30 protein-coding genes are annotated in these 25,354 nt (G+C 34.6%); 9 read left to right on the forward strand and 21 right to left on the reverse strand.

The genetic code is table 11. The annotated features are described in order from the left end of the window. Positions 1–11 precede the first annotated feature (11 nt). The 6 genes from DPQ31_RS16920 to DPQ31_RS16945 all read right to left on the reverse strand — a co-directional run bounded on the left by DPQ31_RS16920 (position 12) and on the right by DPQ31_RS16945 (position 5,447). Positions 12–1,517 (reverse strand): anti-sigma factor domain-containing protein, encoded by a 1,506-nt coding sequence (locus tag DPQ31_RS16920; RefSeq protein ID WP_208730764.1) that lies wholly within the window; start codon positions 1,515–1,517, stop codon positions 12–14. Next, positions 1,507–2,229 carry an RNA polymerase sigma factor SigI gene (gene sigI, locus DPQ31_RS16925; RefSeq protein WP_087970307.1) on the reverse strand — a complete coding sequence of 241 codons (723 nt, stop codon included), beginning with the start codon at positions 2,227–2,229 and terminating at the stop codon, positions 1,507–1,509. The genes DPQ31_RS16920 and sigI overlap by 11 nt, the downstream gene beginning before the upstream one ends. Before the next feature lie 574 nt (positions 2,230–2,803). Next, positions 2,804–3,565 carry a glycosyltransferase gene (locus DPQ31_RS16930; protein ID WP_087970306.1) on the reverse strand — a complete coding sequence of 254 codons (762 nt, stop codon included), beginning with the start codon at positions 3,563–3,565 and terminating at the stop codon, positions 2,804–2,806. 96 nt (positions 3,566–3,661) lie between these two features. Beyond that, positions 3,662–4,294, reverse strand: coding sequence for a LysE family translocator (locus tag DPQ31_RS16935; RefSeq protein ID WP_087970305.1), 633 nt, complete (start codon positions 4,292–4,294; stop codon positions 3,662–3,664). Between the two features lie 177 nt (positions 4,295–4,471). Then, positions 4,472–4,981 carry a DUF8821 family protein gene (locus DPQ31_RS16940; RefSeq protein ID WP_097959798.1) on the reverse strand — a complete coding sequence of 170 codons (510 nt, stop codon included), beginning with the start codon at positions 4,979–4,981 and terminating at the stop codon, positions 4,472–4,474. After that, entirely contained in the window at positions 4,968–5,447 is a 480-nt protein-coding gene (locus DPQ31_RS16945) for a GyrI-like domain-containing protein (RefSeq protein ID WP_000801055.1), read from the reverse strand. The genes DPQ31_RS16940 and DPQ31_RS16945 overlap by 14 nt, the downstream gene beginning before the upstream one ends. Before the next feature lie 109 nt (positions 5,448–5,556). Here DPQ31_RS16945 and DPQ31_RS16950 point away from each other — a divergent pair, with 109 nt between their 5' ends. Further along, entirely contained in the window at positions 5,557–6,519 is a 963-nt protein-coding gene (locus DPQ31_RS16950) for a helix-turn-helix transcriptional regulator (protein ID WP_097879023.1), read from the forward strand. Between the two features lie 238 nt (positions 6,520–6,757). Here the strand turns inward: DPQ31_RS16950 and DPQ31_RS16955 are convergent, their stop codons facing one another. The 5 genes from DPQ31_RS16955 to hcp form a co-directional block, all read right to left on the reverse strand. Next, positions 6,758–7,507, reverse strand: coding sequence for an ABC transporter permease (locus DPQ31_RS16955; RefSeq protein ID WP_208730765.1), 750 nt, complete (start codon positions 7,505–7,507; stop codon positions 6,758–6,760). Then, positions 7,508–8,269, reverse strand: a complete 762-nt coding sequence (locus DPQ31_RS16960; protein ID WP_097959796.1) for an ABC transporter ATP-binding protein — start codon at positions 8,267–8,269, stop codon at positions 7,508–7,510. It lies immediately after the preceding gene. A 154-nt stretch (positions 8,270–8,423) separates the two neighbouring features. Next, a complete protein-coding gene (locus DPQ31_RS16965) occupies positions 8,424–8,765 on the reverse strand; it encodes a DUF1048 domain-containing protein (RefSeq protein ID WP_000970406.1) in 342 nt (113 codons plus the stop codon). A 77-nt stretch (positions 8,766–8,842) separates the two neighbouring features. Then, on the reverse strand, positions 8,843–9,163 hold the full coding sequence (locus DPQ31_RS16970; RefSeq protein ID WP_000429482.1) for a PadR family transcriptional regulator: 321 nt from the start codon (positions 9,161–9,163) through the stop codon (positions 8,843–8,845). A 585-nt stretch (positions 9,164–9,748) separates the two neighbouring features. Further along, positions 9,749–11,035 (reverse strand): hydroxylamine reductase, encoded by a 1,287-nt coding sequence (hcp, locus tag DPQ31_RS16975; RefSeq protein WP_097959795.1) that lies wholly within the window; start codon positions 11,033–11,035, stop codon positions 9,749–9,751. Between the two features lie 276 nt (positions 11,036–11,311). Between hcp and DPQ31_RS16980 the strand changes: the two genes are divergently transcribed. Further along, positions 11,312–12,343 carry a hypothetical protein gene (locus DPQ31_RS16980; protein ID WP_208730766.1) on the forward strand — a complete coding sequence of 344 codons (1,032 nt, stop codon included), beginning with the start codon at positions 11,312–11,314 and terminating at the stop codon, positions 12,341–12,343. Positions 12,344–12,853: 510 nt separating this feature from the next. Here DPQ31_RS16980 and bla2 read toward each other — a convergent pair. The 3 genes from bla2 to DPQ31_RS16995 form a co-directional block, all read right to left on the reverse strand. Beyond that, the gene (gene bla2, locus DPQ31_RS16985) at positions 12,854–13,627 is read right to left on the reverse strand and encodes a BcII family subclass B1 metallo-beta-lactamase (protein ID WP_208730767.1); all 774 of its coding nucleotides are present in this window, start codon (positions 13,625–13,627) and stop codon (positions 12,854–12,856) included. A 137-nt stretch (positions 13,628–13,764) separates the two neighbouring features. Further along, positions 13,765–14,502 (reverse strand): glycoside hydrolase family 25 protein, encoded by a 738-nt coding sequence (locus tag DPQ31_RS16990; protein WP_208730768.1) that lies wholly within the window; start codon positions 14,500–14,502, stop codon positions 13,765–13,767. Between the two features lie 34 nt (positions 14,503–14,536). Continuing rightward, entirely contained in the window at positions 14,537–14,818 is a 282-nt protein-coding gene (locus DPQ31_RS16995; RefSeq protein WP_208730769.1) for a MazG nucleotide pyrophosphohydrolase domain-containing protein, read from the reverse strand. Positions 14,819–14,940: 122 nt separating this feature from the next. Here DPQ31_RS16995 and DPQ31_RS17000 point away from each other — a divergent pair, with 122 nt between their 5' ends. Then, on the forward strand, positions 14,941–15,231 hold the full coding sequence (locus tag DPQ31_RS17000; RefSeq protein ID WP_208730770.1) for a DUF3784 domain-containing protein: 291 nt from the start codon (positions 14,941–14,943) through the stop codon (positions 15,229–15,231). 30 nt (positions 15,232–15,261) lie between these two features. Here the strand turns inward: DPQ31_RS17000 and DPQ31_RS17005 are convergent, their stop codons facing one another. Continuing rightward, positions 15,262–15,543, reverse strand: coding sequence for a hypothetical protein (locus DPQ31_RS17005; protein ID WP_208730771.1), 282 nt, complete (start codon positions 15,541–15,543; stop codon positions 15,262–15,264). 133 nt (positions 15,544–15,676) lie between these two features. On the opposite strand from DPQ31_RS17005, the gene DPQ31_RS17010 reads away from it, so the two are divergent. Together DPQ31_RS17010 and DPQ31_RS17015 are read left to right on the forward strand one after the other, a co-directional pair. Then, the gene (locus DPQ31_RS17010) at positions 15,677–15,871 is read left to right on the forward strand and encodes a hypothetical protein (RefSeq protein ID WP_208730772.1); all 195 of its coding nucleotides are present in this window, start codon (positions 15,677–15,679) and stop codon (positions 15,869–15,871) included. A 119-nt stretch (positions 15,872–15,990) separates the two neighbouring features. Further along, positions 15,991–17,028: a serine hydrolase domain-containing protein gene (locus tag DPQ31_RS17015; protein WP_208730773.1), complete on the forward strand. Its 1,038-nt coding sequence runs from the start codon at positions 15,991–15,993 to the stop codon at positions 17,026–17,028. A 36-nt stretch (positions 17,029–17,064) separates the two neighbouring features. On the opposite strand, the gene DPQ31_RS17020 is transcribed toward DPQ31_RS17015, so the two are convergent. From DPQ31_RS17020 to DPQ31_RS17035, 4 genes are all read right to left on the reverse strand, one after another. Then, positions 17,065–17,313, reverse strand: coding sequence for a hypothetical protein (locus DPQ31_RS17020; protein ID WP_000666941.1), 249 nt, complete (start codon positions 17,311–17,313; stop codon positions 17,065–17,067). Positions 17,314–17,594: 281 nt separating this feature from the next. Then, complete coding sequence (locus DPQ31_RS17025; RefSeq protein ID WP_087970291.1) at positions 17,595–18,638, reverse strand: flavin-containing monooxygenase; 1,044 nt, start codon at positions 18,636–18,638, stop codon at positions 17,595–17,597. Positions 18,639–18,843: 205 nt separating this feature from the next. Further along, positions 18,844–19,197, reverse strand: a complete 354-nt coding sequence (locus DPQ31_RS17030; protein ID WP_208730774.1) for a glyoxalase superfamily protein — start codon at positions 19,195–19,197, stop codon at positions 18,844–18,846. A 13-nt stretch (positions 19,198–19,210) separates the two neighbouring features. Further along, positions 19,211–19,903: a cyclic nucleotide-binding domain-containing protein gene (locus tag DPQ31_RS17035; RefSeq protein WP_208730775.1), complete on the reverse strand. Its 693-nt coding sequence runs from the start codon at positions 19,901–19,903 to the stop codon at positions 19,211–19,213. 109 nt (positions 19,904–20,012) lie between these two features. Between DPQ31_RS17035 and DPQ31_RS17040 the strand changes: the two genes are divergently transcribed. The 3 genes from DPQ31_RS17040 to DPQ31_RS17050 all read left to right on the forward strand — a co-directional run bounded on the left by DPQ31_RS17040 (position 20,013) and on the right by DPQ31_RS17050 (position 21,521). Further along, positions 20,013–20,459 carry a DMT family transporter gene (locus tag DPQ31_RS17040; protein ID WP_002155830.1) on the forward strand — a complete coding sequence of 149 codons (447 nt, stop codon included), beginning with the start codon at positions 20,013–20,015 and terminating at the stop codon, positions 20,457–20,459. A 13-nt stretch (positions 20,460–20,472) separates the two neighbouring features. Further along, positions 20,473–20,937 carry a DMT family transporter gene (locus DPQ31_RS17045; RefSeq protein WP_000965809.1) on the forward strand — a complete coding sequence of 155 codons (465 nt, stop codon included), beginning with the start codon at positions 20,473–20,475 and terminating at the stop codon, positions 20,935–20,937. 89 nt (positions 20,938–21,026) lie between these two features. Further along, the gene (locus DPQ31_RS17050) at positions 21,027–21,521 is read left to right on the forward strand and encodes a hypothetical protein (RefSeq protein ID WP_140158559.1); all 495 of its coding nucleotides are present in this window, start codon (positions 21,027–21,029) and stop codon (positions 21,519–21,521) included. A gap of 40 nt (positions 21,522–21,561) precedes the next feature. Here DPQ31_RS17050 and aiiA read toward each other — a convergent pair whose 3' ends face one another. Beyond that, a complete protein-coding gene (aiiA, locus tag DPQ31_RS17055; RefSeq protein WP_000216615.1) occupies positions 21,562–22,314 on the reverse strand; it encodes a quorum-quenching N-acyl homoserine lactonase AiiA in 753 nt (250 codons plus the stop codon). Positions 22,315–22,496: 182 nt separating this feature from the next. Between aiiA and DPQ31_RS17060 the strand changes: the two genes are divergently transcribed. Further along, positions 22,497–23,516, forward strand: coding sequence for a zinc-binding alcohol dehydrogenase family protein (locus DPQ31_RS17060; RefSeq protein ID WP_208730776.1), 1,020 nt, complete (start codon positions 22,497–22,499; stop codon positions 23,514–23,516). A gap of 45 nt (positions 23,517–23,561) precedes the next feature. Here DPQ31_RS17060 and DPQ31_RS17065 read toward each other — a convergent pair whose 3' ends face one another. After that, a complete protein-coding gene (locus DPQ31_RS17065; protein WP_001284434.1) occupies positions 23,562–24,953 on the reverse strand; it encodes an amino acid permease in 1,392 nt (463 codons plus the stop codon). Positions 24,954–25,354: the final 401 nt, after the last annotated feature.

The following is a 25,354-nucleotide window of genomic DNA, read 5'->3' on the forward strand; positions in this document are numbered from 1 at the left end:
TTTTCATTCCCTTACTGATGTCCTCTATTTTCTTGCTGAGACCCTCTTCCGTTGTTCCCTTGCTGATTTTCATTATTTCCTTGTTGAGACCCTCTTCCGTTGTTCCCTTGCTGATTTTCATTATTTCCTTGTTGAGACCCTCTTCCGTTGTTCCCTTGCTGATTCCCATTATTTCCTTGTTGAGACCCTCTTCCGTTGTTCCCTTGCTGATTTTCATTATTTCCTTGTTGAGACCCTCTTCCGTTATTCTCTTGTTGATTTCCATTATTTCCTTGTTGAGACCCTCTTCCGTTATTCCCTTGTTGATTCCCATTATTTCCTTGTTGAGACCCTCTTCCGTTGTTCCCTTGCTGATTCCCATTATTTCCTTGTTGAGACCCTCTTCCGTTATTCCCTTGCTGATTTCCATTATTTCCTTGTTGAGACCATCTTCCGTTGTTCCCTTGCTGATTTTCATTATTTCCTTGTTGAGACCCTCTTCCGTTATTCTCTTGTTGATTTCCATTATTTCCTTGTTGAGACCCTCTTCCGTTATTCCCTTGTTGATTCCCATTATTTCCTTGTTGAGACCCTCTTCCGTTGTTCCCTTGCTGATTCCCATTATTTCCTTGTTGAGACCCTCTTCCGTTATTCTCTTGTTGATTTCCATTATTTTCTTGCTGAGATCCTCTACCATTACTTTCTTTTATTTGCTTCGATGGCTGTTCCTCGGTTTTCTTTTGTTCTTTCTGCTCTGGCTTCTCGTATTTTTTTTCTTTTACAGAAGACAAGTCCGCTGATGCATCAGGAGATGACTTTGGCTGCGATTGCACCTCTTCTTCGTTTTCCACTTGATTAGACGGCAAGGCAGGTGGAGTAAGCGCTTTTTTCTTCTCTTCCTCTTGCTTTATATAGACACCTGTGCCAATTCCTGCTTTCCTAGCATTCTCTCGCACTTCCAACGTACTGCTTTGATATACGACTGTAACATGTTTTATTTCATATTCTTTCTTTAATTCCTTCATTTCCTTTTCTAACTGTGGTTGTAACGCCTTATCTTTTGTAACAGCTGTTAGCATCACTTGTTTATCATTCGTTAAATACTTATCTTCTTGACTTTGCTTTATAATAGTACGTATTACGTCTTGCAACTGTTTATTTTCCCACCGTTTTATTTCTTTTAAAATACGCCTTCCATCATCATTACAAGCTTGCAAATCTATAACACGAAGATCCTTTGTTACACTCACCTCTAAACTTGGATTTATATCAACTGAGACATAAGCAAATACTTTTTCTTCCGGTTGGTTGTAGAAAAATAACAACGCGCATAGAAAACAAGCAACAAGTAATGATGCAGGCTTTAAGAAAGAAGGCATCGAAAAACGCGATGCTCTTTGCTCTTGCTCATCAAATGAGATTTCCTCCCCAACCATGTAAGAATTCTCTTTTCTTTTACACGTAATAAACTCTCCATTTTGTGTTAAAACAACTACGCTATGTTTTTTTATATCCATTACAATTCCTTTATTCATCATGCTTCCCTCCTCTTATATAATCAAGAATGTATGTATAGTTGTTTGCAAAGATAATACACATTGCAATGATATATTTTCTATGCCTCTCTAACGTTTTACGACTTACCCTAACACGCGGTTCAATATGTTTAAGCGGTAGCTTTTTCTTTCGGAACAGCTCTTCCATCATTTCCTCGTCTTTTATAATTATCTTTACTATTTCTATTAATTGTTCACGCGTATCACGATGCTTAGGAGATTCTTTAGCAAGCTCTGAAAATGTGATTTTAAACTCAGCTAGCACATTTTGAAAATGAAGAATTTCCTCCTTACGGTTACTATTTTCCATCTCTTTCATATACTCCGTAAGCGACACTTGCATTTCTAACATTTCCTCTTGCTTATCTTCTTTTAAAAAGACAAGATTATGTTTAGACTCCTTGCGTATATAGTCAATTACATCTCTTTTTATAAGAAGATCAGCAAACGCTAAAAAGGATTTTCCTTTTGTATATGAATACTGTTCAATTGCTTCGTTAAATGCAAACAATCCAATGCTATATTCATCATCCTGTTCTGTAATATATCGGCGGCAGACAGACGAGATTGATTTTCTAATAAAAGGCTGATACTGTACGATAAACGCTTCTTTATCTCCTTCGTTGTTTTGTATGTTACATACGACATCTTCTATTTTCGGTTTTCTTAAGATCTTCATTACTAAACTCAACACTTGTAATCTCCCAGCCTCCTTCAAATAGCAAAATGGCCACTAAACAAGTGACCATTTAACCAAATTTTATTAGTACTTTTCTTTGGTCTTGTCTTCTTGCTGTTAGTTATATTTTTCGAGTCTAACTTTTCCCAACGTTTTCTCTCGGCACTAAAGTTAAGTTTGTATTTTTATCTACTTTCTTATTTTCTACCGTTCGTTTTGCTTATTCTTTTTCTATTTTATCTGCAATCCTTAAATAACTCTTCTGTATATCATTGGTAATTTCATCCTTTTATTTCAGATGCTCAACTTAATCTAGTAATTTTTATTAATACTCTGATATTCTTTTATAGTGATTTTTCTTCTATTTATTTTTTCACTATATATATTCGGAGGAATACATAGTTTTATGGGGGTCAAAAAATATTTTTTATAAAAAATAGATATTAATTTCAAAAATAAAAACCATTAATTTGAAGAAGAGCTAATCAAATTGATGGTTTTTTTGTAGTATCTATTAAATTCAGTTGTGCTCTCATTATATATTAGACAACCAACTGTTCTCACTATTTCCTACCGATTTTCTCAAGCGTTACCTTTCTTGATTATCATAATATGTCTTATCTGCAGATTTTCTATCATTTCCTTTTAGATAAGCTAATATTACTTTTGGGTTTTTAAGTAAGGCCCAATCTCCATATGTATCAAATCTTCTGCATGAAGTTATCATTCCATTTTTAATAGTACCGAATTTCTTATTATTTCGCTTTCCCCACTCTTTTAAACGTTTAGCGAAATCTGCATCTTCTGCCATAAGCATGTTTTCATTAAATCCGTTGATTGCCATAAAGTCTTTTTTATAGCACCAAAAAATCCCTACAGATATAGCTCCGTACTTAAAAAGTAAGGGGATTATTATTAACATTGCAGAGAGAAATATTCCTAAAGATATTCTTTCAAACTTCCCATTCACCCCACCACCAATGTATTTACCTGAAGCTAAATATTTATCTACATTAGACAACATAGACTCTGTCATTATCGTATCAGCGTCTATAGTAACGATTATTTCTCCACTAGCTATTTTAGCCCCTGCATTTCGAATTTTAGATAAGTTTTTATCGTTATTTTTTAATGTAATACAGTTATAAGATTTTGCTATTTCCTCTGTTTTATCTGTACAACGATTTAAAACAACTATGACTTCCATTTGATCTTTATATGCCTCTGATGCCGTTGCAATTGAATCTAAACATTTTCTAATATACTTTTCTTCATTATGTGCAGGAATTATAATAGAAAATTTCACATCTTTTTTCAAATTGACTCCTGAAGATTCAGTTGTCTCAGTCATAATATCCCCCTTATTTTATAAGATAAATATCTTTTATATATAACGTATATTAACATTTATTAGGTTATATTATAGAAACTGAAGGTAAAGAGGCTCTTACTGTCGACGTTCAAAAGCAAGACGTACAGCAAGACCTGTCAAGACGCTTGCCATAAGCCAACGTTGCACTCGTAACCACGTTGGGCGTGTGCCAAACCATTTGGCAACTTTACTTGCTGTAAATACAATTAGGAGGTTGACGATAAAGCTAATAGTAATTTGCGTAAGGCCCAAAACTGCACCTTGTAGAAGCAACGATCCTTTCTCAGGATCTTCAAATTGAGGTAGCAGTGATACATACAAAATTGCAATCTTTGGATTCAGAAGATTGGTCATGAGTCCCATTAGAAATAATTTCCGTGGTGGTTCATTAGAAATAGTACGAGGTTCCATAATAGATGTAGCACCAGGTTTAATCGAATTCCAAGCTAGCCAAAGTAAATAAGCGGCACCTGCCCACTTTACTGCTTCATAGACAGCAGGAACAGCAAGGAAAAGAACTGTAAGTCCAAACATTGTTGCGATTATATAAATTACAAATCCGAGCATAATGCCCAAGAGAGAAATAAATCCTGCCATACGTCCTTGCGTAATGGAACGAGAGATGAGATAAATCATATTAGGACCAGGTGAACAAACCATGCTAAGTGAAACAAGTGCAAAAGCTAGCAAAGTACTAAAGCTGACCATGAATCTTCCCCCTTTACGTTACATAAAATTTCCTATTGTACATTTTATCATGATTGAGGGGAGAAAAGATTAACTTTACGCACTATTATCGGTAACAAAAAAAGCTAACAACTCAAGATCGTTAGCCCCTACTTTCCATACTCGTGCCTATTAAAATACATCAAACGACTAGATTCTTCAACTTACAATATATTCTCCTTTTATTACAAAAAACGAACCTCGAATTGTTCCAGCTAATTTAGACTTCTGCCTAGCAAACTTAAACTTCTCTGCTAATTCCGTTGGTACTTCCATTCCATCAGAAAGCTTAAATCCAACAGCCCGCTTTTTCGGGTTATCCAATGTATACATGACGTTGATCCCAAGACCATCCTCATAAAAGACGTAGGTAAATTGAATATTTTCCACTTGAAAACATGAAGTTTCTAAAGGTTTCGCCGCAAACTCAATATCGCGTTCTTCTTTCAAAACGCGGTTCACATAATCAAGAGTCTCCTTGCTTTCACTAGCTGGTACAACTATAAACTCATGCTTGTATTTATTCATAAAGTAACGGGCTTCATGAGCACGTAATCCAGCAAGCGCTTCTGACATAGGTGAAGACTCTAAACCAACTGTAGTTACATTTTTAAAATCAACGTTATAGGACAATTTCATCTCTCCTTTTATCTCTTTACTTCCTAACAACCGGAATCCATATTTCACCAAATACTAAACCATTTCGCTGCCCCATCTCGACCGTTGTATTTGGTCCACCAACATAGGCAAAATCCTTTGCTTCTAGTAACACTTGACCAAAAGCAATACCAGTAAGTTTATTACTTAGCTCCTCAGCCGTCTTACCTTCTCCTTTAACTACTACGTATGCCCCCTTAGGAAACTGGATCACTCTACATTCTTCTTGTATTTGTTCTTCTGTCATGACACCAGCATAATACATCATCTTATTATTCACAGCTTCGCTCACGGAAAAAATGTAATCATTTGTAGCTAAAGCTTTTAAATTGTCCAGCCTTCCATCTTCTTTAACGGCCGACCAAAAGTCTTCCTTTTCTTTATTTATTCCAGCAAAGTCGGTGTATTCACTCTTAATTTCAGTTCCAATACCTAAAACGATAAAGCTATCTTTCTCTTCTAACGTATAATTTTTCATATTCAAAACCTTCCTCTTTTTTTATTAATCAAACGATTTATCTTTTCATCTGATAAGTTTATAATATCTTTAAATCATGTCAAAAAATGATACTGTTTAGGAGACAAAAATGAAAAAAGTTGAACGGATTAATACGATCATGCGCTATATTAACAACCGCTCCCACTTTACTATTTCTGAAATTATACAAGAATTTAACATCTCTCGGTCAACAGCTATTAGAGACATTAGAGAAATTGAAGCTATGGGGATGCCACTTGTCGCTGAAGTTGGCAGGACTGGAGGATATTTTGTTATGCATAACTCTATCCTGCCCGTCGTTCGCTTTACTGATAATGAAGTGAAAGCTCTTTTTATTGCCTTTATGGCCACAAGAAATCAACAACTTCCTTATCTAAAGAGTCGTCAGTCTTTAGCTGAAAAACTACTGGGACTTATCTCAGAAACCCAGCAGGACGACCTTGTTCTTTTAAATCAAATCTTACTTTTTGGAGGAACTAATCCTCATAACCCCGATTTACTTGAGCTTTCTGACCTTCCCCATCCTATGTTAGAAAAACTCATCCAAATCCTTCTTTCGGATAGCCATTTATTGATTACTATCAATGAAAAGGAGGAAATCAAATCTTATCCAATTTATTTACTACACCTTTATCAAGAAAAAAGCCATTGGATAATTGAAGGCTTTGACATAAAAGAAGAAAAAAAGAAGATGTTTCTTGTCGATCATCTTATTAATATCGAACCCTATACGACGAAAAAGAGATTAAGTAAGAAAAAGATTTTAGAAAAACTAAGTAAGAAGGACGAAGCAATCAACCTTGTACTTGAACTTGGTCCAAAAGCGATTGCCCAGTTCAAAAAATACCATCCTTTCAAAATTTCAATTTCTTATACAAATCCTTACCAATCTACAGCCATTTTAAAAACTTTTATCAATGTTAACAGTCTCGATGAATTAACAGAAATAACGAATTGGCTACTTTTCCTAGGTAAGGATATCAAAATTAAGGAAATGCCTGAAGACGTGTTAGCAGGTTTACAAGAGAGATTATGCTTATACTTCCCATAAACATTGAACAGTTAAAACTCATTACATCGCTTTTTTAAAATCCTATTTTCATTACATGCTCCCATATAAAAATAAAAGCACAATTCTTATTCCAGAATTGCACCCAATTATTGTATACAGTAAAGGTATTATATCGACAACTGTTACCTTAAAAACATGACAAATAATGAAAGCACGGAAAGTCTTCCCGTGCTTTTCTAAATATATATTATTCCGGATGATTTAGTTACCTCGGTACTTATCCAAACTGACGTTTAAATGCTTTACTAGCGAAGAAGTAAGCAATAACCATGATTCCCACGCACCAAGCAAGGGCAATCCAAATATCGTTGCCAACAGATCCTTCATATAAGAGAGCACGAATCGCATTCACGATTGAAGTTACAGGCTGCTTCTCAGCAAACGCACGAACAATTTTTGGCATCGTTTCAGTAGGAACAAAGGCAGAACTAATAAATGGTAGAAAAATTAGCGGGTACGAGTAGGCCGTCGCCCCTTCCATAGACTTCGCTGTCAGCCCTGGAATAACGGCAAGCCATGTTAGCGCAAGCGTAAACATTCCGAGTATCCCAGCAACCGCGAGCCAATCTAGCATGTTAGCGTTGGAACGGAACCCCATTAAAAGTGCAACAAGGATAACCACCACGATAGTAATCACATTTGCAACAAGTGAAGTCAATACATGAGCCCATAATACCGATGAACGCTTGATGGGCATAGTAATGAAACGTGCCATCAATCCGCTCTTTACATCCGTAAACAATCGTACGGAAGTGTAAGCGACACCAGATGCGATAGCCATCAACAAAATTCCCGGTAATAAATAATTGACGTAGTTATCCGTTCCTGTCTGTATGGCACCACCAAATACGTAAACAAATAACAGCATCATCATAATCGGTGTAATCGCTACCGTAATAATCGTATCTGGACTACGCATAATGTTTCGCATTAACCGTCCTAATAAAACCCCTGTTTTGCTTTTCATTTACATCTCCTCCTTTTTTCCAATGATCGCAAGGAAAATTTCTTCCAATGTCGGTTGCTTCTCTATATACTCTACTTTTGCTGGCGGAAACATCTCTTTTAATTCAGTAAGAGTACCAGTCGTAATAATTTTTCCGCCATGCAAAATAGCGATACGGTCCGCCAGTTGTTCTGCTTCCTCCAAGTACTGAGTCGTAAGCAAGATCGTTGTGCCACCACCAGCAAGTTCCTTGACGGTATCCCACACTTCAATCCGTGCTTCAGGATCCAGCCCTGTCGTTGGTTCATCAAGAAAAATGACTGCTGGCGTCCCAATCAAACTCATGGCGATATCAAGTCGGCGCTTCATCCCTCCCGAATACTGGTCAGCCCTCTGGTTAGCTGCATCAGTCAGGCTGAATCTTGCAAGCAAATCGTCAGCGACTTGAGCGGGATTTGATACTCCACGCAAATCGGCAATCATCATTAAGTTTTCTCGCCCGGTGAGCATACCGTCTAAAGCTGCGAACTGTCCTGTGAGACTGATGCTTTGGCGAACATGGTCTGGTTGACGTTGGACGTCAAAACCGCCAATACTTACTTCGCCACTATCTTGCTTCATTAACGTCGAGAGGATATTGACCGTCGTCGTCTTGCCAGCTCCATTTGAGCCCAGTAGTGCAAAAATTTCGCCACGCTGCACCTCAAAATCCACGCCCTTTAACACCTCCTTGTCTTTAAAAGATTTTTTTAACTCTTTTACAGAAATCGCTGCATTGCTCATATTTTTTCCTCCTTTTAAAAAATGTTTTTCACACATAAGTTGCATACACCCCTCTATTCAGTAACACTTAGTACCTAGTTAAAAATATAACTGAATAGCGATGGTGGCAATTCACATTTGTAACCAGCTAATCAGTCGGTATTACCTATTGCATTTATTTTTTTCTCAATTGCTTCATGATACTCTCGTTCAAATCTTCACGATACTTAGAGACATACGTTTTAGCGTTTGCCACTAATTCGTCAGCAAAAGATGCCACGTCCTCGCCAGTGATTTCAAGCACTTGTCTACCTTCCGCCGCACCAGCTTCAAACAAATCGATTAATTCATACTGAATGTGCAGCATATCCATCCCGTTACCCGCTGAGAAATTCCACATGTAGTTTTGAATTTTCTTAAACACAAATTGGTAATCCTCCGGTAAGGCTCCAACCCGTGCCATCATCATTCTGTACTCTTTTTTATCACCAATTAATTTTTTGAACATTTCCATCATATTATTTTTCCTCCTTTTTTTATAAAGCAGAACAAGAAACTCCAAAAACGTTAGACGCAATAACTTATTTTATGAGGCTAGTTTGACTTCAAGACGTTAATTTTTGATGATACAAAATCCCATTTTTCCCAAAACAATTCAAGCTCCTGGCGGCCAGCATCATTAAGTGAATAAAACTTACGGGGTGGCCCCATATCTGACGGTTTCTTTTCAATATTCACAAGCTTTTTCTTCTCTAATCGTACAAGGATAGTATAAACCGTTCCTTCCACGACTTCGGTAAACCCAAGATCATTCAGATGACGAGTAATCTCATAGCCATACGTTTCACGGCGGCTAATGATTTCCAGCACACATCCTTCCAACGAACCTTTCAGCATTTCAGTTAAATTTTCCATATTATGATCCTCCTCTACCCCCTATTCTGTCTGACTTATATTCAGTATCACAGAGTACTAAGACGAATTTTTCACTGAATAGCTTTTGTGAAATCATACTATTCAGTATTACTTATTACAACTACATTGTATGACTAAGTAGCAGTGGATGTCAACTGATTTTCAAAATTTTTCTAAAATCCGCTATTACCTATTGTTTACTGAATACGTTTTGAGAAACAACACTATTCAGTATTACTTATTACAACTACATTGTATGACTTAGTAATGGCGGATGTCAACTGATTTTCAAAATTTTTCTAAAATCCACTATTACCTATTGGATACAACCTATTTTCTTTCTGAAGAAGCCCCTCCACATACCTATCCAGCTAAGAAAAGAAAATACCCCAAAACAAAAAATCTACACTTTTTATTTTGGGGCGCTATAATATTTCGAAGTTAGTGAATATGGATGGCTCTCCTTATTCATAAGACGGATTATTTTTTGTTCTTCTACTATTGTACCTGTGCATCTAATAAATTAGTTTTTGAATACATACAAATTCTTTATAAAGCCACTACTACATGTACAACATCTTTTCGTTACGATAACATCATAGCCATATCTTCTGCTGCAGTTGTAATTAGTTTTAAACCAAATGTTTCTTGTAATACATCAAGCACACCAGGTGAAATAAATTCAGGCGCTTTTGGACCGATGCGAATATCTTGAATGCCAAGACTAAATAGCCCAAGTAAAATGGCAACCGCTTTTTGTTCAAACCATGATAGGACAATACTCACTGGTAATTCATTCACTTCACATTGAAAAGCATCTGCTAAAGCGGCCGCTATTTTCACTGTAGAAATTGAATTATTGCATTGTCCTAAATCAATATAACGCGGAATCTCCGTACCAGGTACAACACCGTAATTTACATCATTAAAGCGGAATTTCCCACAAGAAGTTGTTAAAATAACCGTTTCTGGGGGCAGTGACGTTGCTAATTCACGATAATATTCTCCGCCTTTTCCTGGAGCATCACAACCTGCAATGACAAAGAAACGCTTTATTTTTCCTTCCTTTACTGCCTCAATAATTTCTGGAGCTAATGATAATACTGTATTATGATGAAAACCTGTTACTAACTGCTCATCCGACTCCATATGTACTTCTGGAAGTTCTAGCGCTTTTTGAATCAATGGTGTAAAATCATCATTTTCAATTTTTTGTACGCCCTCTAGTCCTGCAATATCATATGAAAAGAATCGGTCAGAGTAAGATCCTTTAATCGGCATAACACAGTTCGTTGTAGCCAATATAGCACCAGTAAATTTTTCAAAAAGACGTCGTTGATCATACCAAGCCTTACCAATATTTCCTTTTAAATGTTTATATTTTTTCAATTGTGGATAACCGTGTGCTGGTAGCATTTCAGAATGCGTATAAATATTAATTTCTTTTCCTTCTGTTTGCTTTAATAATTCCTCTAATGCAAATAAATTATGACCAGTAACTACAATTGCCTTACCTTCTACATGATTTTGAGTAATTTGAACAGGCTCTGGAACACCAAAGTGATTCGTATGTGCCTCATCTAATAACTCCATTACTCGTAAAGCTGATTTCCCAACTTTCATAGCCATATCAATATGTTCTTGTTCATTAAAATTAGAATTTGTTAATGTCATATATAACGCTTCTTGCGTTGTAGCATCTACAAATGCATCTGTATACCCTAGCTGAGCAGCATGCGTACGATAAGCCGCAATTCCTTTTAGTCCAAACACAATCGTATCTTGTAAACTTGCAATTGTTTCATTTTTACCGCAAACACCTATTACTTTACATCCGCCTGTTGGCGTTTGTTCACATTGATAACAAAACATTATCATCCCACCCTCTCCCAATCATTCCTTACAACCTAAGCATAATACCCAGTGAGATAAAAGGATGTGATATCAATCACAATAATATATGAAAATTTGTGACAGTTCATATTATTGACATAATATTTTTACTGCCTTCTTATATTAATACATAGGAATAATCATTTATTAACATAATATATAGACATCCTTTTAAGGGATACAAATACCATATTTATCCAATGTTTCACAAAATTCCCTTTACTAATGGTACAATTAAAGTTATGGAGGGATAATATGGTATATATGATGTTTTATTATGGAATACTGTTTCTTATACTCGGTATTGCAATATTTCTGTTTATTATGGCTGGGTCACGAAAAATTAGGAATAAAAATCTTTCATTCGTAATGATCGGTTTAGGGATAAATATACTTGCAAGTCCAGTGGCACTTTTTATAGGGGTGATGGCAACAGATTCTCCATATAGTACTAGACTTGATTTTTGGAAAGGATTTCTCTTTATTCAAGGAATACCTCTTTTCTTACTACTTATAGCTTTCATTTGGTGGTTTATTCGTCCGCCAAAAGTAACAGTTCAAACGAGTATTAAAAAAGACCTTGAACAAGATAGTAAAAGCACTAAGAAAAAAAGGAAACGAGGCCGTCCAATTACTGCCTTACGTATTGTAATTCCAATTATTTTAGTAGTAGGCTGTTTTTCTTACCTTTTGTATTTATACGACGTTACACTTAAAAAAAGTCATTCTCCAAATAGTATAAATACGATTAAAGTAGTAAAAATAGATTCAGACTCTTCTCATGGTTCCTTTCCTGTCAGAATTAAATACGGCTTATGGGAACATTTTGACACAAATATTGCAAATGACGGGGAACGTCTCGATTTCTCAAACGTTTCCGTAGATTGGAAAAACGATTATGAAGCAACGATAACGCTACGTGGAAAAGAAACAGTACCTGAAGTTGTGGAATTTAACATATCAAATAAATCCAATGGTTCTGTTTTTAAGAAGGTACAAAAAGTGGTCAGTTCCTTTACCTTTCAAAAAAGTGAATCTCCAAATCTAATAAATATTATCGAGTTTAGAGAAACAATAAAATCAAAAGGACCAAGCCCCAGTTCAACTGTAAGAATCTATTATGGGAAAAGGGGGAGCATTTTAGAAAAATATAAAGAGGTCACTCTTAAGGAAATGTATACGACAGAGAACTTCAATATCAATTGGAGCAACGATGAACAAGTACAGGTAGATGTATTAGAGGAAAATGTAATAACATCTACCATCGTGATTGATTTGTCAAAGTAAATTTATTTTTCACATGTTATAACTGTTTCCTACATGGCACACGAGAAATACATAGTATATACAACTAAAAAGATTTATAGACATTATGAGCAACCTCTTTCTTTCTTTACAATACATTTACACTATCTTTACATTATTTACATTATTTATATGATATATTTATATAGAAACTACTTAAGAAATTTCATGTACATTTTATCTTTATGATCTCTTATCTGATTGATAAAAAGATCATGTTATATTTTTATAGCAGGGGTGAATTAGGATGACTGAAACTTTAAAAACACTTATAATGCTTGATGCTACTTATGTTGTTATAGCAATTATGACGGTACTAGTATTTGTATACTTGGAATTAAAATCTCAGTAATATATGCTGGCGTAATCGACAGATTCAGCATTTAAATATAGTTAGGAGAAAGAGAGGAGAAAATTATTTCTCCTCTCTTTTTTCTTCCAAAAATTCCTTACATCTACAATAAGCTTCATCATTATTTTATTCTTTGTTCCTTATTTCAACAAATCCAGTGTATGTAAAAGCAATCCTTTGTCCCCTACTTCACCATGTCCAGGTAGTACTACATTCATATTTCCATATCGCTTCAGCACATTTTCAATCGATGTGGACCATTCATTTACATACGCATCAGCAACATTCCCTAAATCTTTCGCTTCAGCAGATTTCACTAAACAGCCTCCAGCTAAAATTTTATATTGTGGTAACCATACAACGATGTTATCTTCTGTATGACCTTTCCCCGGATAGAACGTTTCTACTTTCATATTTCCAAACTTCTTATTCGTAATTGTTTGCAAGTCTCCAAGCGGCTCATCGTATCCATTTTTCTTTGCTAGTTCCGCGGTTAATGCTGTACTATGCGCTTTAATCCCTCTTTCTTTCAACGTTCTTATTCCGCCAATTCGATCAGCGTGCGCATGTGTAATAATGACATCCGTTACGCGCTTCTGAAATTTCTTTTCTACCATTTCTATTAGTTCCTTCGTTAACTTATCATCCCACGAAGAATCGACAAGTACTAATCCTTTAGAAGTAGTAAGAACTAGACCGTTTGAAGGAACTGCTTCTCCGTTAAAATAACCTAACTCCGTATGAACCCATACATTTTTATTTAACTGAGAAATTGAAATGGTTCCTGTCTCATTTTTTATTACTTTTTGCTCTAGCTTTTGTTCCGCTTTCACAGAAGAAATTGTGCTAACAAATTGAGTTAACCCTAGTAAACTTACACATACCCCTACTTTTAATAATGTAGTCTTTTTCATTTCCTCCACCCTTTCTTTCAAACTAAATAGTTATTACCTATATTAGACATTTCATCTCAAATGTTTGTTCCATCTTTTCTTACATATTTTTCATGTAATGAATAAAAAAGCATACAACATTCTGTACGCTTCAAAACTTAATCTTTCATTCCATAATTCTTAAATTCTTCCTCATTCCCATAAAATACATTCAAATCAATATACTTTACTTTCCCGTTATACCCTCTTAACCTTCCACGATTTGTGTATTGCCAAAACATCCAATTTCTTTCATCCGATAAACTCGGTTTTGTAAGAACACTACGAATCCATATATCACATTGAGGATATGCATCTTTTATGTACAAATCATACGCCTCTTGAGTCGCATACAATATTACTTTCTTGTCATAATGTTTTTCTAACATTTTTACCACTGCTGTCAACTCTTTCTCAACATCTTCACGCTGAGGTGGATTATCTTTTTTATGAGCATAAAACTCAACATCAATTACCGGTGGCAATGCTTGTTTATGTTTTGGAACGGTTCGTATATATTGCTTTGCTTGCGTTTCACCTTTACTATCAAAACTAAAAAAATGATACGCTCCGGTGCGCATACCTGTCTTATTTGCATTCTTCCAATTTGTCGAAAAGTACTCATCCACAAACGCACTTCCTTCAGTAGCCTTTATAAACGCAAACTTCATATTTTGCTTTTCTAACTCTCTCCAATCTACCTCTCCTTGATAAGACGCGACATCTACACCTTTTATCTCATACTTGTCCGCACTGAATTGATTCGGAATGAATATACCTTGAAAAACTAAATAAGCGACAACACCCATTACACTAATTAAGGTAAAAACTCCTCCTATAATAAACTTCTTCTTCATCCATATCCCCCATCTTTACGCATTAAAATTCTATTTACCATTCACATTTTTTATTAATCATCATTTTTTCTTCAAACGCCTTCTCTAAATCAATATTTAATTTATTCGCTAAATCACATACATTCCAAATTACATCAAACATTTCTAAACCGATTTCTCGTTTCGACTCTTGTATTTTATCACGCTTTAAAATAGCTTCTGTTAATTTCCCTAATTCCGCCATTGCATACATCGTGCGTTCTTCAATTGTTGTATGTTGAAACCCTTTTTCTTTACTAAAACTTGCTACATATCTCTGAAATTCTGAAATATTCATACTTAATCTCCCTTCTTCACAAATGCCATTTTTCTATTAATCTTAAAATCAAAACTGTATTTTGTTAAATTATAACATTCATACTATAATTTATTTATAGTCCATTAACGGAGGTGTTTCTGGTGACTCTCTTCGCGTATCCATCATTATTTATACTAGCAATCATTTCATTTGCACTAGCTTATTTTATTGGGGTAAAACAATACACTTGGCTCTTATCAGGATTCAATGAACGACGCGTGCTGGATAAAGTGAAGCTATCAAAAATAGTCGGTCTTTATAATTTATTTGCTGGCGTTATCGCTACAATTGGTAGTGTCTTCACTACTCCTAATGTCAAAATCATTGTTCCTATCATTCTAATTGGACACTTTATAATAGCAATTCATGTAAATACACGTATGATTCATTAAAAAAAAGATCATCCAATTGGATGATCTTTTTCATAATTTATCTACATATTGCTTTGCTTCTAGTATTGAAAAACCAAAAGCCTCTCTCACTCTCTTAACTGCTGTAATCGTTTTTCCATCTTCCACAAGCTGGCGTAATTCTTTATTAATTTCATGTTCTCTTTCTACAATTCCCATTTCTTTCGTAATTACTTGTAATCTATCTTCAATCCGCTTTAAACGCGTATCTGTTTTCTTTTCGATTTTATTTAATTTTCCAACGATATAAATGAATCCAAAGGCTGCTATCGGTATAATCAACCATAATTCCATAAACGCTCCTCCTTACTAGCTTTCATTTGTTTTATTTCACTAATTTATGTAAATTTTACCACTAAAAACACTTAATGTATAATGGTAATATACAACACTATTGATAAAACCTATTATTTTAGGGGGACACTTTATGAAAAGATTTTTGAATACGTTATTGCAATTTGTAGTTCTTTCAATCGTGCTACATTTATCATTTGATATAGTTGGTTGGCTTGTTTTCAATGCACCAATTAAAAATAAAGAAATCATTATTTCCTTAATAACAACCTCATGGCTTATGTACATGTACCGAGATAAATTTTTTAGAGCATTTACTTCGAATTAACTTAAAATAAGAAAACACTTCAGCAATATAAGATGAAGTGTTTTCTTTTTCTCTCCTTCTCTCTATTTATTATTGTATAATAAAACCAATATTCTGTCTTTTAAAAGAAAGGAGTCACTATGAACTTAAAAAGTAACAATATATATGAGAGAATGAACGAATATTCCGTTGCAGGATTAAGCCTTGCCGTTATACGTGACGGTAGACTTGATGAAACTACTGCCTTTGGAACACTTGAATCTGGAACAACTAGAACTGTCAATACGAATTCCATATTCAATTCTTGTTCTATTAGCAAGTTCATCACCGGCATACTCACACTAAAATTATGTGATCAAGGCATAGTACATTTAGATGAAGACGCAAATGATAGACTCACATCTTGGAACATCCCTACTAATCTATTTACTTCACAGAAAAAAGTCACGTTACGAAACTTATTAAGCCACCAATCTGGAATCATAGATCCCCCTAATAGTTTTGAACAGTATACACTTGCACAAGGACTACCAAGCATGTCTGAACTCCTTGCTGGTAAAACATTATATTGCCCAGTACCTATAGAAACAACTTATAAACCAGAAAGTGAATTTCACTACTCAGACGCAAACTTTTGTATAATCGAGCTACTACTTGAAGATATTACAGGGAAATCATTTACTCAGTTATTAGAAGAACATATCTTCCAGCCACTACAAATGAAAGATAGTACACTCTTCTCTCCCAAAAACATAGATAAAACCGACGCTTTCGCTTGCGGGCATCATAAAGATGGCACCGTTACAAATGAGAAGTATCCCTTTTATCCATTCGCAGCAGCTTCAGGCGTTTGGACAACACCAACTGACTTATCAAATTTAGTAATCGAACTCATTCATTCCTTACATGGAAATAGCAAACTAAAACTTTCTCAAAAAATAGTACAAGATATGATTTCACCTCAAGGTTGCTCAAACTGGACTGGGTTAGGTGTTTTTCTAAATGATTCTAATGAAGACTTACAAGTTTATTCATATGGATGGGGCGTTGGATTTCAATGTATGATGGTATGCTATCCATACCGAGGTAATGGTGCTGTTATTATGACAAACTCTGACTTAGGTGTTCATCAAATGGAAGGGATTATTGGCGAGGTTTTAAAAACATTATCCTTATAATGAAAAGAAAGAAGCTATTTCTTCCAGCTTCTTTCTTTATATAACATTTTTCGCAACAATTTTAATATGTTCTGGTGCGATAATTTCAGTTATACTTTCTTGAAAATCTTCACGCAACATTTCTTCAATATGTTCTAGTTGCACTTCAACATGAGTACATTCTAAATTATGTATGTTTAATAATGCATAATGATCTTTTTTCTTAATTACTAAATATTGATTTTCCTCTGTTACGAGCATTGAACCTAATCGGACTCCTAGTAGGCGTTGATCATCAAACTTCATAATTACTTCTCCTTCCTTCACATAAATATAATTAGCATACAAATAATTATATTTATGGAAATTCCTCTAATGTAGACTATATCATAATTTACTAAAATATAAATATCATTTTTCTTCCCAATGAAAATTCCTATTTTTTGATATATTTCGATACAAAAAAACTTTCTCAACAAAAAAATAAGAATTTTCAGTTTTTTATTCCATGAAAATCTATTATAATAAAGTTAATAAATGTTTGACCTCTCCTAATTCATGTACATATGGATGATCAGTAGTTGCTGCTACTGATCTATTTTTTTGATTTCAGAAAGCAAATACGCTGCATCCTTTCCTACACCACAAATAAGTGCAGAACCCCTTTGAGATTGCCATGGTAAACCGATATAATACAATCCTCTTACTGGACTAATCCCCTTTACATGATTAGGACATCCATTCCCATTCACTGCCCTTTCTATTTCAATCCATTTATAATTCTGAATAAAACCTGTTGACCATATAATGCTTTCTGCACTATACGTGCCACCGTTCTGAAACATAATGTTATTTTCTGATGCACTTACTACTTTTTCCTGTAGCTGTATTGCTCCATTACGAATGAGTTCCTTACCTTCAAATCCAAAAATGGGATCCTTTCTCTTTTGAAACCATTTCCCCCTCTTTGTATTTACTTCGGCGTACAATAAACCCAATTTTTCTAACCAATTAAAAATACTTTTTCTAAAAAGATGTAACGGTAAATACGTTAAAGGATGACTAATAGACATTGTAACTTCATGAGTCTTTGCCAGTTCTACTGCAATTTGCATTCCTGAATTCCCGCCACCTACTACTAGTACTTTTCCCTTAGGGATTTGTGATGGTGATTTATATTGTGATGAATGTATTTGATAAACATGCGATGAAAGATGTTGTGAAAATGAGGGAATGAATGGCTGCTGAAAACCACCTGATGCGATAATAACTTTTTTTGATTGTAATATTTCTTTAGAAGTATGTAATTCAAATATTTCTTTCTCTTTCCTTATTTTTAAAACTTCCGTTTGCAATTGTACCGGTAGTTGAAAATACTGTGCATATTCTTCTAAATACATTGTAATTTCATCTTTATGTGGAAATTCATTCTTTTCTCCTTTTAATATCATCCCTGGTAAACTGCTATATTCCCTTGGTGTAAAGAGCTGCAAAGAATCATATCGATTTCTCCATGAATCACCAATCCGATTTCCTGACTCAAGTAGTAAAAAATTATATCCTTCTTGCTTCAAGTAGTATCCCATTGTTAATCCAGCTTGACCCGCTCCGACGATAATTGCATCTAACATCCTTTTCCTCCTTCTCATTTCACATGAATATATGCTCATTTGTTCATATGTTTTATCATACGATTTATTTTTCAATAATTCAATCTGTTTAACAAAATGAAAAAGAGCAGTTCACTACTTTATGAACTACTCTTCATTCCATTTATTTAATACGTAATTACACTGCACTATCTCTGAAAAATTTATATATTAATCCCTTCCGGTTCTACCATCTCTCCTCATAAAATACGATTCTATTTGAAAACGGATCAATTACAGTTAATTCGATTGTATCCCAAGGTGTTTTTTCTATATTTGGCTTCGAATAAGCATATTCTTTATTCAATAATATAGAATGATAATCCTCTACATTATCTATTTTGACGCGAATCGCACCGCCTGGCGAAGCATCTCCATGATGTTCTGATAAATGCATTACAGCATCATGTAACGAAATTTGTATATATAATGGCATATGTTCCTCATAACGATGTTCCCAATCCATTTTAAATCCTAAAAAATCCAAATAAAATAGCTTTGCTTTTTCAACATCAACAGCTCTAAATATAGGTGTAATCATTTATAATCCTCTCCTACTTATAAACATCTGCCGCCAATTCCCTCAATACATCCACATTCACTACTTCAAAACAACCATTGTTCTTTTTTATAACCTCTTTATCACAAAAAATATTTAATGTGCGCAATAAATGCCGATAACTCGTTCCTAACAATTCAGCTGTTTCCGTTAAATTCCCACTAAATACAATTCGATTTCCGTGCTGCACTGCTCGTTCCCCTGCTGCTAACATGTAACTTGCAAGTCTGTTTTCAAGTGGATATAGTAAATTAATTGTACTATTTTTCGAAAGTCGATTTAACTTATGTGCTAACGATCCGCAAATACATCGTAAAAATTTCGCATCATAAAATAGTTGATTTCTCACTTTCCCTAAAGGCAAACCAACACAATATGAATCTGCCATCACTTGTACGTTTGAAGCAGTCTTTTGAGAATGAATTAACTCAACATCCCCTAGCAGCTGCAAACTATCATAAAAGCATAACAATACAGATTTCCCGTTACTTAACGTATTAAACGCTTTCGCTTTTCCTTCAACAAAAAAATATAAATAATCTATCTCTTCATTTTCTCTACAAATAAACTCATTCTTTTTAAAAAATATAAGTTCCATATACGGTTTCATATCATTACTAAAAAAGGAGGCAATATTATTTTGTTTCATATACTCTGCTAATTTAATTGAATTACATACTTTCTTCATAGTTCCCCCGCCTTTACAACTCATCCCCATTGTAATCAAAATTTTCTTCTTCCACTATGACATATGTCATAGTAATACACAATTTTAGCATGATACAGTCATTACAAATATGAAAATTAAAGGGGATATTACATTGTATAACTTTCTTTCTGTCTTTATTGGTGTGCTCATCGCCGTTATGCTTCCACTGAACGGGATTTTATCTGAATTAATTGGCAAGTACACAGCGAGCGTTGTCATTCACCTTGTCGGTTTAATTGCAGTTATCTTCATTTTAATCATAAACAAAAATAAAATTCATTTTAATAAAAGCATTCCACTTTTTTTATATAGTGCTGGAGCGATTGGGGTATTCACTGTTCTTTTTAATAATATAAGTTTCTCCGTCCTTGGTGCCTCTATTACGATCGCATTAAGTTTACTCGGTCAATCTATTGCTTCCATCGTTATTGACCATTTCGGTTTATTAGGAATGAAGGTTGCAAAGTTTGAAAAGAAAAAACTAATTGGATTATGCTTCATCTCTTCCGGAATTATAATCATGACAATTTATTAATGGAGGCAAGAAAATGTTATATATTACTATCGCTATTTTAGCTGGTGTTTCTATCGTTGTTGCTAGAATTATTAACGCGAATTTAGCAAAGGAAATTGGCAATTGGGAAGGTACCTTTTTCAATTATATTACTGGATTATTTTTCTCCGCTCTATTTTTAATTTTCAGTTCAGATTCATTTTATATTCCAATTCATACGTTGCAATCCATTCCTATCGCTGTATACTTAGGCGGATTAGTAGGCGTTATCGTCATTTCATTATCAAACTATATTACTCCTAAAATATCTGCATTTTATTTAACGTTACTCATCTTTATTGGACAATTATTTGCGGGCACTATCATTGATTTCTTCCTATCAAATGAACTATCAATCGGCAAAGTGGTCGGTGGAATTTTCGTATTAATTGGGCTTACTTACAATTTACTCGTTGATCGCCCTATAAAAACTGTGAAGCATAACCAAGTTCAACTATAATACTTTACGCTTGCCTATCATATATTAATAGAAAAGCTCTTCACACGAAGTAATAGAGAGGAGAATACCCTATTAAGAAAATCATTTTATTGCTAGGTAGTGCATTGATTATTTTTGGAATCATATGGTTTTTCAACTTTGGAAAATCTATTCAAGATTTCTATACAGCAAGTAAACCAAAGAAGAAAGCTACTATCATTTCAACTCAAAGGGACCCAAATGAGCCCCCTGTCTTTTTAGGAAAACAGGAAATAAAAGATATACATGTCGAGTCAATTAAAACAAAAAAGGATATCTTTCTTACAAAAACAGATGAAGTAAAAACGTTTATTAACAGTATGGATACCGCCAAAAAAGGAAAATTAACATTAGATGAAGAAGGATCAGATTTAATAGATTGTGATATGTGGATTACTTTCGAAGATGGAACTTATAAAAAATATTTCATATGGGTAGTTGACCATCATAGTAACGAAGTGATGATTGCTCGGCAAGATACTCCTGATGATGTAAACCTTACGTACTATCAATTAAATGAAGGTAGTTCAAAAAAGGTTTATAACTTATTTAAAAAAATTATTTAAACAAAAAAGTCATGAGCACGTAAGCTCATGACTTTTTGCACTATATATATTCCGGGAACACTTTACAGCTCTTTTCCTGTTCTATATCATGTCCAAAGAAAACAATTGGATTCTCTTTCCTAACAATTTCTTTTAAACGCTTAATTGAAGATAAAGCTAATTCCGAATCAACCCCCGCGAACGGCACTTCATCTTCAAAATTCTCTTTCGTATACGATGCATCAATCGTTAATAACACTGGGCCAGAGTTTTCCGTCTCAATGAATAGTGACTGATGTCCTGGAGTATGTCCTGGCGTATACAATAATTGAACACCTGGTACGACTTCATAATCCCCTTCAATGATTTTGTAGTTTAAATTCGGCAATATGCATTCTTTCAAATATTCTTCACTATGTTGTGCCGTCTCATATTCAGCACGCTGCACAAGAATCGGTGTATTTGTAAAAGCACCATTTCCCCCTGCATGATCAAAATGCAAGTGAGAACTAATAATATAAAGAAGGTCTTCCGGCTCATAACCAACGCGTTTTAAAATATTCACGATCCTATCTTCTTCAGTCATTTTCGGTAAAATCTGCCCTTCAACAAATGTACCGTCAAATAAATTTTCATTATTAACCGCACTTTCTGGCATACCTGTATCTACTAAAATTGGCCCTTCTTCTGTCTCCAATAAATAACACCATACTGGTAAGTTTAATAAATTCCCCGGTGTGAGCGTACTATTAACAGAAGAATGATCTAACATACAACGACCAGCTGGCACGAAATAAAGCTTCTTTACCGTCATTATGTATCCACCTTTACATTTCGTTTTGAATAAAACAATACAGTAAAAAATTCTACTTTTTAGAAATAAACTCCTTCTACTCTTTCATTCCAGCATACAAAAAAATGTACTTTTTACATAACAGCATTTCACCATCTATAATAAAGGAGTAAATGATTCTTACTTTAATGGAGGGACTACAAATGAAAGCAATTGGTTTACATGAATACTTACCTATTGAAGAAGAAAACAGTTTAATTGATATTGAAGTTGAAAGACCTGTTGCTATAGGAAGAGATATGCTTGTTAAAATTAACGCGATTTCCGTTAATCCAGTTGATACAAAAGTTCGCTCCCCGAAAGATAAAAAAGAAGATGTAGCGAAAATACTTGGCTGGGATGCTAGTGGTGTTGTCGTACAAACTGGCGAAGGTTGTACGTTATTTAAAGAGGGCGATGAAGTGTTTTACGCTGGAAGTATTACGAGACAAGGTACATATAGTGAATACCACCTAGTCGATGAAAGAATCGTTGGTAAAAAACCTAAAACTTTAAGTGATACTGAATCTGCCGCAATTCCTTTAACAGCTATTACGGCGTGGGAAGGTTTATTCGAGCGTTTAGGCATTAATTACGCTAAGAAAAGCGAAAATACATTTAAAAACATTTTAATTATCGGCGGAGCTGGTGGTGTCGGTTCAATCGCAATTCAGCTTGCGAAATGGGCTGGATTAAATGTAATCGCAACTGCGTCTCGCGATGAAACGATAGAATGGGTGAAAAACTTTGGAGCTGACCATACAATTAACCATCATAAACCTTTAAAAGAGCAACTACAAAGCCTTGGATTCAACGATGTAGATTATATTTTCTGCTTAAATAATACAGATCAGCATTGGCATGGTATAGGTGAAGTAATTAAACCACAAGGTAAAATTTGCTCTATCGTAGAAAATGAACATCCTCTTGAAATGGGCATTCTAAAAAGTAAAAGTGCGACCTTTGTTTGGGAGTTTATGTTCACAAAGCCGATGTATGAAACTGGTGATATGATTACGCAGCATGAACTATTAAATAAAGTGAGCGAATTATTAGATGAAGGTATTTTAAAGACCACTTTAAATGAAACATTAGCACCAATTAACGCTGAAAACTTAAAGAAAGCACATGCATTACTTGAGAGTGGACGTACAATTGGGAAGATTGTATTAGAGAAGTTTTAATAAAAAAGTCCGATTTCTAAAGAAGAAATCGGACTTTTTTTACCTTTATTTACTTGAAATCTCTTGATCATTTTGAGTATCTAATGGCGCTCGCTTCCCTATTCCGAAAGCATAGAAACTAATTGTAACGATAGCTAAGAAAACAATACCTACAACTAGTGAGATACGAGTATCATCGTTAAACCACATTCCGATTAATACCATAATTAAAAAGGCAATCGTTAAATAATTTGTAACAGGAGCAAATGGCATTTTGAACGGATGATCCTTCATCTCTGCCCCTTTTTCTTTTCTAAAACGAATTTGACTAATTAAAATGACGAACCATGGTACCATACCTGGAAGTACACTCGCACTATACACATATACGAATAAGTTTTTTGGCGCAATATAACTTAAAACTACACCAACCGCTAAACCAATTATTACACCAACTGTACCAAATAATGGAACACCGTTACTAGAAATTTTCGTAAAGTATTTCGGTGCTTGTCCATTTACACCTAACGTATACAGCATACGTCCAGCACTATAAATACCACTATTACAACCAGACATCGCCGCTGTAATAACAACGAAGTTAATAAGTCCAGCCGCTGCCGTAATACCAACCTTCGCAAAAGTTGCCACGAACGGACTACCAATTGTACTTAATTGATCCCACGGATACACAGTTACAATAACGAAAATAGCACCAATATAGAATATTAAAATACGCCAAATTGTACTTTGAATCGCTCTTGTAAGTGTCTTCTTCGGATCTTTCGCTTCACCAGCAGTGATCCCAATTAATTCCACACCTTGATATGCTCCAACTACAAGTGATAATGCAAAGAAGAATCCTGAAAAACCACCTGTAAAGAAACCGCCATTTGACCAAAGATTAGATATGCCAATCGCTTCTCCGCCGTTACCAATTCCGAAGAAAATAAGGCCAAATCCAGCAATAATCATTAATAAAATCGTAACGATTTTAATCATCGCAAACCAAAATTCAAATTCACCAAATGACTTAACAGAAATTAAGTTAGCTGCACCAAGAATAACCATTGCAATCACACCTGGTATCCAAGCCGGTAGACCTGGGAACCAATATTGCATATACGCTCCAACTGCGATAATCTCTGACATCCCAACGATAACCCACTGGAACCAGTTACTCCACGCTGTCATATAACCAGCTAACGGGTGAATATACTTATGACCGAACGTCGCAAATGAACCTGTACTTGGCTCCATATACAACATTTCTCCCATGGCACGCATGATGAAGAAGATAAAAATACCTGCAATTGCATAGGCAAGCATTACTGACGGACCTGTCCACTTAATCGTGCTAGCTGAACCCATAAACAAACCAACACCAATTGTTCCGCCTAAAGCAATCATTTGAATATGACGTGCTTCTAAACCTCTTTTCAATTCTTTGTTTGCCACTTCACTTCCCCCTCTTAGATGATTCATAGCCGCATTTTAAAACAAGATGCTTTCCCCTAATTCCTTTTGGCCTGAAAATGATGAAGCAAACATCATTTTACACTAGCTTTAAAGCTATCCTAAAATCGTTTTTTGCCTCTTACAAAATTCTCAAAACCTTTCATCTTCCAATATTCTATAAATCTTAAAATTACTTATTTTATATTAATTCATTTATCTGAAAAATTCAATTATTTTTTCAATAAATTAATATGCATAATGATGTTTAATTTTTAACTGAATTAGCAATAAAATACATCTATTCAAAATGGTTCCGATATGAATATTATTACAATATAAATAACCGAGGAGAGCAGTTCTCCCTCGGCTTCATATATCATATAACTCAATATTTATAGTTG

It is taken from the genome of Bacillus sp. COPE52, assembly GCF_003355115.1.
GTDB classification, from domain to species: Bacteria; Bacillota; Bacilli; order Bacillales; family Bacillaceae_G; genus Bacillus_A; species Bacillus_A toyonensis.

What these genes read in the sequence shown, in the direction of transcription:
- DPQ31_RS16920 (WP_208730764.1), bottom strand. Translation starts at nt 1,517, where the DNA reads ATGATGAATAAAGGAATTGTAATGGATATAAAAAAACATAGCGTAGTT.
- DPQ31_RS16930 (WP_087970306.1), bottom strand. Translation starts at nt 3,565, where the DNA reads ATGACTGAGACAACTGAATCTTCAGGAGTCAATTTGAAAAAAGATGTG.
- DPQ31_RS16935 (WP_087970305.1), bottom strand. Translation starts at nt 4,294, where the DNA reads ATGGTCAGCTTTAGTACTTTGCTAGCTTTTGCACTTGTTTCACTTAGC.
- DPQ31_RS16945 (WP_000801055.1), bottom strand. Translation starts at nt 5,447, where the DNA reads ATGAAAAATTATACGTTAGAAGAGAAAGATAGCTTTATCGTTTTAGGT.
- DPQ31_RS16950 (WP_097879023.1), top strand. Translation starts at nt 5,557, where the DNA reads ATGAAAAAAGTTGAACGGATTAATACGATCATGCGCTATATTAACAAC.
- DPQ31_RS16955 (WP_208730765.1), bottom strand. Translation starts at nt 7,507, where the DNA reads ATGAAAAGCAAAACAGGGGTTTTATTAGGACGGTTAATGCGAAACATT.
- DPQ31_RS16960 (WP_097959796.1), bottom strand. Translation starts at nt 8,269, where the DNA reads ATGAGCAATGCAGCGATTTCTGTAAAAGAGTTAAAAAAATCTTTTAAA.
- DPQ31_RS16965 (WP_000970406.1), bottom strand. Translation starts at nt 8,765, where the DNA reads ATGATGGAAATGTTCAAAAAATTAATTGGTGATAAAAAAGAGTACAGA.
- DPQ31_RS16970 (WP_000429482.1), bottom strand. Translation starts at nt 9,163, where the DNA reads ATGGAAAATTTAACTGAAATGCTGAAAGGTTCGTTGGAAGGATGTGTG.
- hcp (WP_097959795.1), bottom strand. Translation starts at nt 11,035, where the DNA reads ATGTTTTGTTATCAATGTGAACAAACGCCAACAGGCGGATGTAAAGTA.
- DPQ31_RS16980 (WP_208730766.1), top strand. Translation starts at nt 11,312, where the DNA reads ATGGTATATATGATGTTTTATTATGGAATACTGTTTCTTATACTCGGT.
- bla2 (WP_208730767.1), bottom strand. Translation starts at nt 13,627, where the DNA reads ATGAAAAAGACTACATTATTAAAAGTAGGGGTATGTGTAAGTTTACTA.
- DPQ31_RS16990 (WP_208730768.1), bottom strand. Translation starts at nt 14,502, where the DNA reads ATGAAGAAGAAGTTTATTATAGGAGGAGTTTTTACCTTAATTAGTGTA.
- DPQ31_RS16995 (WP_208730769.1), bottom strand. Translation starts at nt 14,818, where the DNA reads ATGAATATTTCAGAATTTCAGAGATATGTAGCAAGTTTTAGTAAAGAA.
- DPQ31_RS17005 (WP_208730771.1), bottom strand. Translation starts at nt 15,543, where the DNA reads ATGGAATTATGGTTGATTATACCGATAGCAGCCTTTGGATTCATTTAT.
- DPQ31_RS17010 (WP_208730772.1), top strand. Translation starts at nt 15,677, where the DNA reads ATGAAAAGATTTTTGAATACGTTATTGCAATTTGTAGTTCTTTCAATC.
- DPQ31_RS17015 (WP_208730773.1), top strand. Translation starts at nt 15,991, where the DNA reads ATGAACTTAAAAAGTAACAATATATATGAGAGAATGAACGAATATTCC.
- DPQ31_RS17020 (WP_000666941.1), bottom strand. Translation starts at nt 17,313, where the DNA reads ATGAAGTTTGATGATCAACGCCTACTAGGAGTCCGATTAGGTTCAATG.
- DPQ31_RS17025 (WP_087970291.1), bottom strand. Translation starts at nt 18,638, where the DNA reads ATGTTAGATGCAATTATCGTCGGAGCGGGTCAAGCTGGATTAACAATG.
- DPQ31_RS17030 (WP_208730774.1), bottom strand. Translation starts at nt 19,197, where the DNA reads ATGATTACACCTATATTTAGAGCTGTTGATGTTGAAAAAGCAAAGCTA.
- DPQ31_RS17035 (WP_208730775.1), bottom strand. Translation starts at nt 19,903, where the DNA reads ATGAAGAAAGTATGTAATTCAATTAAATTAGCAGAGTATATGAAACAA.
- DPQ31_RS17040 (WP_002155830.1), top strand. Translation starts at nt 20,013, where the DNA reads ATGAAAATTAAAGGGGATATTACATTGTATAACTTTCTTTCTGTCTTT.
- DPQ31_RS17045 (WP_000965809.1), top strand. Translation starts at nt 20,473, where the DNA reads ATGTTATATATTACTATCGCTATTTTAGCTGGTGTTTCTATCGTTGTT.
- aiiA (WP_000216615.1), bottom strand. Translation starts at nt 22,314, where the DNA reads ATGACGGTAAAGAAGCTTTATTTCGTGCCAGCTGGTCGTTGTATGTTA.
- DPQ31_RS17060 (WP_208730776.1), top strand. Translation starts at nt 22,497, where the DNA reads ATGAAAGCAATTGGTTTACATGAATACTTACCTATTGAAGAAGAAAAC.